Below are 8,222 nucleotides of genomic sequence, written 5' to 3' on the forward strand. Positions count from 1 at the left end.
CCTAAGCCAGAGCGAGTGGGAATCTGTTTCAGACTCCCAAAGTCACTCAGAATCAGAACAAGCGAGCCAGAGTGTCTCCGAGTCTGAGTTCTATAGTCTGAGCCAGAGTGAATGGGAATCGCTTTCTGAATCTCAAAGCTCTTCAGAATCAGAGTGGTGGAGTTTTTCCGAATCAGAACAAGCGAGTCAGAGTGTCTCCGAGTCCGAGTTCTATAGCCTAAGCCAGAGTGAGTGGGAATCGATTTCTGAGTCTCTTTCCTTGAGTGAGATGATTTCTCATCTGCTTTCAGAGTCCGAGTCGTTAAGTTTGAGCGAAAACCTCTATCTCAGCGAGTCTGAATCCTTAAGTCAAAGCCAACAAATATCTGAATCCTTAAGTCAAAGTCAGAGTGTAGCTGATTCGGTGAGTTTAAGGAAAGCATCCCTATCTCAATCCTATAGTATGTTAGAATCAGAATTTGGTTCCTATAGACAGAGTGTAGCGGAGACAGAAGTATTAGCGCATGACTTGCATACTTCGGAACGTCTGTATAAGAGCCTCTCTGAACTGGATATGAGCCCTCTAACTCACCAGCAAAAAGTGCAAGAAGTGATAACACCTGAAATTTCTGAAGAAGGATCGTCTCAAGCACATATTGCTGAGGAGCAACAGGAGTCTGAAAATAGAGAAGAATTGATAAAGAATGTAGATTTGCAAGCCTCTCTGAAACATCTGTCTCACTATTCAGAATCAAATGGAACAAATTTAAGGATGACGGAACGCCAACTCTATCACCTACTCAGACCAGGTTCGCAGCCCCTAGCACGTGACTTAAGAAATGTTGCAAGTGAATTGTCTGGTTTGGCTGCTATTACTCAAAAAAAGGAAGATGCTAAATCATCCTAAAAATATCAGAACTTGCAATCATTAAATAGAAATAATAAAAATTAAAAGGAGCCACTATGATTAGAAATATGATGTCAAATAGTAACAAAGGTTTGGGTACTACAGATGTATTACCAGTTGACCAATCTCGGATAGAAGTTCTGAATGGAACAGTTGACTACAAAAATGTACCTTTAGGATCTTATGATATCCTAGGGAGATTTGCTTCAGTAGGTCAGAGAGATTATACGGAAGAGCTGAATTTAATTCAATCAATGGGTTTTAATGCCTATAGAATCTCGATTTCTTGGGCACGCATCTTTCCAAATGGTGAAGAGCTGCAACCGAGTGAAGAGGGGTTGAAATATTATGAAGCAATCATCGATGACGTATTAGAAAAAGATATCGAACCGATTGTGACCTTGAGTCACTTTGACCTTCCGCTGAATCTATACGAAAAATATGGAGCTTGGAAAAGCCGCAAGATGATTGAACTCTTTGAGCGTTATGCAGAAGCTGTCTTTCAGTACTTTAAGGACAAAGTGAAGTATTGGATTACCTTCAATGAGTTCAACGTTTTGCACCATTTGCCGTTTCTTGGTGGAGGATTGTCTTTTGGAGCAGATGACAATCAAGAACAGGTGATTTGGCAAGCAGCTCATTATCAATTAGTTGCTTCTGCACGTGCAATCAAGCTCGGAAAAACAATCAACCCAGAGTTTCAGTTTGGTGGGATGATGGTTGTTAGTAAAAACTACAGTCAGCAAACTGAAAATGCTATTGATGTAATGGAAGCAGAAGTCAAAGATAGGGAAAATTATTTGTTTACAGACGTGCAAGTTCGTGGATACTACCCAAATCACTTTTTGCGTCGTTTAGAACGTGATCAAATCGCCTTGGATATTGAAAACGACGACCTCTTTGTCCTAAGAGATGGGAAAATTGACTTTGTCAGCTTCAGTTATTATGCATCAAGCAATTCCCAAGAAGTTTTTATCAACAAATATGCAAATAATGGTCAAAATCAAAATCGCATTGATTCTGTGGGACTTCGTCTCGTGATGAACAATCTTTATGATCGTTACCAAAAACCACTCTTCGTCGTGGAAGATGATGTGGTCTTGGATGATTCAAATAGTGTAGCAACTGAAGAATTGAAAACAAACATCCAAGAGATCGTGAAAACAGTCGAGTATGATGGTGTGGAATTACTTGGCTATACACCACTTACTTGGACGGAACTAAATTTTTAAAATAGGAAGTAATAACTGAATTTCTTCTACCCTAGAAGTAGTGTTCGTATTTTTACTTTTGAAAATGTCTGATCTATCAATCAGACATTTTTTTAGAAATAGATGGACTTTAAGCTAAGTTCGGGTTTTGCTTGATAGCAGCTTAGGATATTTTCCTTGTTTGGAGCTTAGAAAAGAATAGCAATTTGCGCTATTTTATGCTACAATGGGGAGTAGTGGTGTAAATCAGAATAAGTAAGGAATAGAGGGAGCAAAATGAGACTGAAGAAAACATTGTTCGGTAACTACCGTGCTAAGGAAGTCGAAGATTGTATCGAAGCATTAGAGGAAGGATTCGATCGTGAAATTCAAAAGAAGAATGAAAAAATCGAATCTCTACGTAAAAAAATCGACTCTATGAAGAATCAAGAAAAAGAGATCGGTGAAGCAGTCATTTATGCCAAATCTCTTGTCATTGAAGCTCATGATAGGGCTGAAAAAGAAGCTAAAGAAGTTTTAGAAAAGGCACAAAAAGACTACTTGGATACGAGAGAATCTATTCTCGAAGAAATCGATACTCTGACTAAAAAACGGGCAGAGGCTGAGAGATTGTATAATTTACAAAAAGAAAAAATTAAAAATATTATCAGTCGAATTGATGATTTTCTAGAACTGGACGATATCGATGGTAAACCAAAAGATATCAAAAAAATTCAAGAATTGCGTAAAGAACTTGATAGACCAGAAGAAGTTGCTAAGGAGAAAGAAGAGGTGGTGCCTGAGAGAGAGAAAGTCCATCTCGAACAACCCCTTGCAAAAACAGGAACAGATAGTACCATCTCTGTCAGCTACATCACTTCACGTCGCGCAAAACCTAAAAAGAAAGACGAAGATAAGCTAGATGATGATAAGGGTAAGAGAATCAAACGTCTTTCAAGAATTAAACGAGATAACTTTTTGTAAGAGGATAATCAAATATGACAATTTATAACATCAATTTGGGGATTGGCTGGGCGAGTAGCGGTGTAGAATATGCGCAGATCTACCGTGCAAAATTGCTTCGTAGTGTTGGCTTAGAAGCGAAGTTCATCTTTATGGATTTCATATCTGCTGATAACATTGAACATTTGACAAAGAATATCGGCTTTGAAGATTCTGAGGTTATCTGGCTTTATCAGCATTTTACAGATGTCAAAATTGCACCGACGACCTATACGTTAGCGCAGGTCTTAGCGAGTTTCGATAAAGAGCCCCTCGAAATTATCCGCGACACCGATATGAAGACGATCCGACTTGTATTTGGTGATGGTGATTTTGTGACTTGTTATGCCTGTGATATGGACAAAGAGTTGATTGAGCGCGCTGAAATTGTTTCGCGTGGTTGCCTGATTCAAAAAGAGTACTATACTTATACGAAGAATTTTGTCGAGTATTTTAGTCCGATGAATGGTCATGCGCAATTATATCAACGTACCTGGCTCAATGAAGATGGCAGTGTGGCTTATGAAGAAATCATCAATGAAGTCGATGGTAGACAGGAAACGCAAGTCTATCGTTTTCCAAATCATGTTTTCTATTCTAAGCAAGAGTTTGTCGCGCATTTTATGAGAAGTTTGTCTCTGACGGACAAAGATTTGTTAATCTTAGACCGAGAGACAGATATTGGTCAAGCTATTTTTGCTAATAAGGGCGATGCAAAGCTAGTCGTAATCGTTCATGCAGACCACTTTAGTGAAAATCCTGCTGAGAAAGACTATATTTTGTGGAATAACTATTATGAGTATCAGTTTGAACATGCCGAAGAAGTGGACTATATCATCAACTCGACCGATGCGCAAACGAACCTACTCAAGGAACAATTTGCTCAATATACGAACATCAAACCAAAGGAAATCTTGACTATTCCGGTAGGAAGTTTGGATCAATTGCGTCATCCAGAAGGAGAGCGCAAGCCGTTTGGATTGATTACAGCTTCGCGCTTGGCCAGTGAAAAGCATATCGATTGGTTGATTCACTCTGTAGTGAAGGCACATGAGCAATTACCTGAAATTACTTTTGATATCTATGGTACGGGTGGCGAAAGAGCCATGTTGGAGCAGTTGATTCATGAGTTAAATGCAGAAGACTATATCCGTTTGATGGGGCATCACCACATGGCAGATGTGTATCGAAATTACTCTGCTTACCTCTCTGCCTCCACAAGTGAAGGATTTGGTTTGACCTTGTTAGAGGCAGTTGGCTCTGGTCTGCCAATTATTGGTTTTGATGTACGTTATGGAAATCCAACCTTTATCCGTGATGGGGAAAACGGCTACTTGATTCCTGAGGTGCGTCCAGATGATCTGGATGCAATGACAACGGAATACGCAGAAAAGATTGTCCAGCTATTTACTCAACATTCCCAAGAAGATCTATCCCGTGTATCCTACGAGGTGGCAGAACCATATCTTGATGAACATATTGCCCAGCGTTGGTATGATCTTGTTCAATCTGCACAGCATCAGTAGGGATTCGAAAAGAAAGGCATAAACACTATGATTTGTTTATTTGAACGCTATGATCAAGCGAGTTTTGATTTACTACGTTCACTTAAGGCAGCTGGGCTAGACTGCCCTGTTGTCGTGATCCGAGACGATGGCTACCTCGCACCTGATGTCGAGTCGCCTTACAGTTACTTTACTGGAGATGTGGCTTCAGAGGACGATCTACCTCTTTATTTTAACCTTGTTCCGAAACCTCATTTGTGGGAAATCCGCTCGAGCAATGTTAATGGTGAAATCTTGGATATGGGTAAGAAACGTGCCAATATCTTTTACCGTCAACCAACACACGAACGTCGCGTGCGTGCAGTCGAGTGGTTGGATGATCAAGGTCGTGTGCGCGCTGCAGACATTTACAATCGCAAGGGACGTCTCTTTGCACAGATTACCTATGATGATGCCCAACGTCCAACTCATACACGCTACTTTAATCAAGATAATGTAACGGTGATTATGGAAAATCATCTAACAGAGGATATTGTCTTAACTCTTGATGGAAAACGCCATATTTTCAATTCTAAGCAAGAGTTTGTAATCTTTTACTTGCGATATCGTGGGTATGATACAGATCGCATTATCTACAATTCTCTAGCGACACCATTTTTAGTAGTCGTTGGTCTGACTCCGAAAGAAGGACGAGCAGAGGATATTCTCTTCTGGCAGGAGCCGATTGGAGAGGAGTTGCCGGGTAACATGAAGGCAGCGATGCAGTTGCCTCATCGCAACATCCGTATCGCAGTACAGGACAAGCAAGTTTATGATAAAATCCTCAAACTTGCGACACCAAAAGAGAAGAGTTACTTCCGCAATGTTGGTTATCTCTATCAATACCATCGCCTCAATAATATGAATCCAGAAGCTTTGATCTTGACGAATAGTGACCAAATCGAGCAAATTGAGTCACTTTTGACTCAATTACCAAATGTTCATTTCCATATTGGAGCGATTACTGAGATGTCAAGTCGTTTAATGGAATTAAATCGCTATCCGAATATTTCCCTCTACCCTAATATTCGTCCAGCTAAGGTGAATGAGCTCTTTGCTCGCTGTGACTTGTATCTGGATATCAATATCAGTGATGAAATTCTCAATGGTAGTCGAACAGCTTTTGAGAATAATATGCTGATTCTCAGTTTTGAGACGACTTGTCACAATCATCGTTTCGTTGCAGAAAGCCACATTTATCCGGTGGAAAATGTATCAGCCATGGTAGGTAAGATTCAGGGAGTTCTCTCTCTTCCATCTGAGATGGAGGCTGCTCTTGCTAAGCAAAAACAGGCGGCGAATCAGGCTGATCTGGAAGCCTACAAGGCAATTTTATAAGCTAATAAGACAAGGGCTTGCTTTCGATGAAAGCAAGTTCCTTTCTATCAACAGAAAAGGAGGAGCACATGTCTAACAAGGACAATGGCATTTTACAAGAACATATACGAGAACAGCTAGATAATCGAAAGAAACCCCTAAAAAGGGAGAAGCAAGATTTTAGCATGATTGCCGTGCTGGGCGGAGTTCTCTTTCTCGTAACTCTTTTGGTCACACTACTCATGCAGTTGGGACGCTTTTTCTAGGATTTTTTTCTGGACGGAGGAGTTCTCTAGAACAGATGAACCTTGACGATTTGCTCGTCAAGGTTTTTTGTCTCTGTCTAATTGAACTAGTGTGAAAAGGGGGGGGGAGGGATTTCGAAAGATGATAAAACGCTTCCAACAATTTGAAACTTAAAAGCGAATTTTAGGTAAAAATTAGGCGTTTTCATTGGTCATTTCGAGTATAAATACTTGAAAAGGAGGAGCCGTTTTGGTAAAATGATAAATGGTATATACTAGATAAAAGCAACTGGTATATCCCAGATGGAATCTGCTTTTTCTGAGTCAAAGGGATAAAAACTGAGACTGACTGTGGCTTTTGTTAGCTTTGGTTTTGAGAGGGCAGCGCAACTACGCTTTGTTAATGATCATGAGGTTAACAAAGGGTCGCATTTGGATAAAAGAAAGGAATCAAATGTTTCGAAGTAAAAAATTTAACAAAGATTTCGAGATCGTAGATGAGAAAAAGCGTTATAAGCTTTACAAGTCGGGTAAAAACTGGGTAAAAGCCTCGAACTCTCAATTGGATCTCTTCCGTATCGGTGGGATGGGTGAAGTTGTCTCTAGTACCCTGTCAGACACTGAAGAACTTGATCACGCACACCTTAGTTTTAACACGCTAGCGGGTATAGGGGGAATCCTGGCCGCGGGGGCTGCAGGCTTTGTGGTGACTCAAGAGCAAACTGTTTATGCGGATGAAACATCTGAGTATGCAGAAAAGGATAAAACAGTCATCGCTGCTGAACCAAAAGCAGCTGAAACAACTGAAACAAGTACTAACTCAATCATCGCTCAAGCGCAAGCAGAAGTAAAGAAAGCTCAAGCAGAACAAGCATCTGCTTCAGCTTCTGTATCAGTCAGTCAATCTGTTGAGGCTCAAGCGAGTGCGAGTCAGTCAGCTTCAGTCAGTCAATCTGCCTCAGCGAGTCAGTCAGCATCTGCAAGTGCTTCAACATCAGCAAGTGCTTCAACATCAGCAAGTCAGTCAACTGTTCCAGCATCTGAGTCAGCGAGTCAATCAACATCAGCTCCTGTATCAGCTTCAGCAAGTGCCAAAGCATCTGCCTCAGCAAGCTCTACACCATCAGAGTCAACGAGCGCTCAAGCACCTGCCTCTGTAGTTGAGAGTGCCTCAGCTGTTAGCGAACCATCAGCTCAGGCTTCTGTGTCTACCTCAGCTTCTGCATCGCTCAACCTTAAGGTCAACCCTGCGGCAAGTCTTGTATCAGGCAGTGCTAACCAAAGTTTGGCAAGTGCAGCTCTTAGTACAAGTCAAGCAGTAACAACAAGCAACAATATCGCAGCTGGAGTTGTAGCAGACAAGAACCAAGCCCAAGGTAAGGATACAACCAAGCAAGCCGAGAAAGACCAAAAAGCAGATAAGGCTGTAAATAATTCACCAAAAGAAGCAGGTCAGTCAGGTTTCCGTAGTGCTGGTTATTCAGGTTTCCGTAAGTTGCCACAACCAGGTGATGAAGGATTTGATTGGGCTCCGAGACTTCAGGTCATAGATGGACCTGGGAATGTTGTTCTCCAACCTGGTCAAAAGTTCAATTTCACTGTAACTATCCATCACAGAAACTCTACAAACCAATTTGTACATCCAGCTAAACTAACTCTGATAGATAACTACAGACGGATTAAACCAAATGGTGACTGGATAACATATAAATTTACTTCTAGTGGCCCTGATGTTAAGATGAGAGTTTATGGTACTGTTCCAGAGAATCCTCAATCACTTACATATTTTGCAGCACTGCAAAATGAGGGAACAAATCAAAGGAGATTCCCGATAAGAGGCTTCTCAATGACTATTGATGGTAATGGTAGCATCTCTAAGTCGACATCAGCAAGCCAATCAGTAAGCTCAAGTCAAAGAGCTTCAGCGAGTGCATCGCTTAGCGCACATCAATCCCACTCAGCATCTGTATCAGCAAGCATCAGTGCGAGCCAATCAGCATCAAGCTCAGCAAATGCTAGTCAAAGTGCTTCAGCAAGT

At 41.0% G+C, this 8,222-nt stretch carries 6 protein-coding genes and 1 pseudogene; all 7 read left to right on the top strand.

Features of this window, described 5'->3' with window-relative positions; translation table 11 throughout:
• Nucleotides 1-886: pseudogene (locus HT680_RS08980) on the top strand (hypothetical protein); the annotation flags it as partial.
• 56 nt (nucleotides 887-942) lie between these two features.
• Nucleotides 943-2,118 carry a glycoside hydrolase family 1 protein gene (locus HT680_RS08985; RefSeq protein ID WP_084947062.1) on the top strand — a complete coding sequence of 392 codons (1,176 nt, stop codon included), beginning with the start codon at nucleotides 943-945 and terminating at the stop codon, nucleotides 2,116-2,118.
• Nucleotides 2,119-2,373: 255 nt separating this feature from the next.
• Complete coding sequence (locus tag HT680_RS08990) at nucleotides 2,374-3,060, top strand: hypothetical protein (RefSeq protein ID WP_084945364.1); 687 nt, start codon at nucleotides 2,374-2,376, stop codon at nucleotides 3,058-3,060.
• A 14-nt stretch (nucleotides 3,061-3,074) separates the two neighbouring features.
• On the top strand, nucleotides 3,075-4,604 hold the full coding sequence (gtfA, locus tag HT680_RS08995; RefSeq protein ID WP_173259824.1) for an accessory Sec system glycosyltransferase GtfA: 1,530 nt from the start codon (nucleotides 3,075-3,077) through the stop codon (nucleotides 4,602-4,604).
• Nucleotides 4,605-4,631: 27 nt separating this feature from the next.
• On the top strand, nucleotides 4,632-5,960 hold the full coding sequence (gtfB, locus tag HT680_RS09000) for an accessory Sec system glycosylation chaperone GtfB (RefSeq protein WP_173259826.1): 1,329 nt from the start codon (nucleotides 4,632-4,634) through the stop codon (nucleotides 5,958-5,960).
• Between the two features lie 68 nt (nucleotides 5,961-6,028).
• Entirely contained in the window at nucleotides 6,029-6,205 is a 177-nt protein-coding gene (locus HT680_RS09005) for an XRE family transcriptional regulator (protein WP_084945370.1), read from the top strand.
• A gap of 433 nt (nucleotides 6,206-6,638) precedes the next feature.
• Nucleotides 6,639-8,222: KxYKxGKxW signal peptide domain-containing protein (locus tag HT680_RS09010; RefSeq protein ID WP_173259828.1), on the top strand; the 1,584-nt coding region annotated here is incomplete at its 3' end.

Source organism: Streptococcus sp. 5905, assembly GCF_013276505.1.
Classification (GTDB): Bacteria; Bacillota; Bacilli; order Lactobacillales; family Streptococcaceae; genus Streptococcus.

Bases quoted from the DNA above. Each gene is read 5' to 3' on its own strand.
- HT680_RS08985 (WP_084947062.1), top strand. From the start codon at position 943: ATGATTAGAAATATGATGTCAAATAGTAACAAAGGTTTGGGTACTACA.
- HT680_RS08990 (WP_084945364.1), top strand. From the start codon at position 2,374: ATGAGACTGAAGAAAACATTGTTCGGTAACTACCGTGCTAAGGAAGTC.
- gtfA (WP_173259824.1), top strand. From the start codon at position 3,075: ATGACAATTTATAACATCAATTTGGGGATTGGCTGGGCGAGTAGCGGT.
- gtfB (WP_173259826.1), top strand. From the start codon at position 4,632: ATGATTTGTTTATTTGAACGCTATGATCAAGCGAGTTTTGATTTACTA.
- HT680_RS09005 (WP_084945370.1), top strand. From the start codon at position 6,029: ATGTCTAACAAGGACAATGGCATTTTACAAGAACATATACGAGAACAG.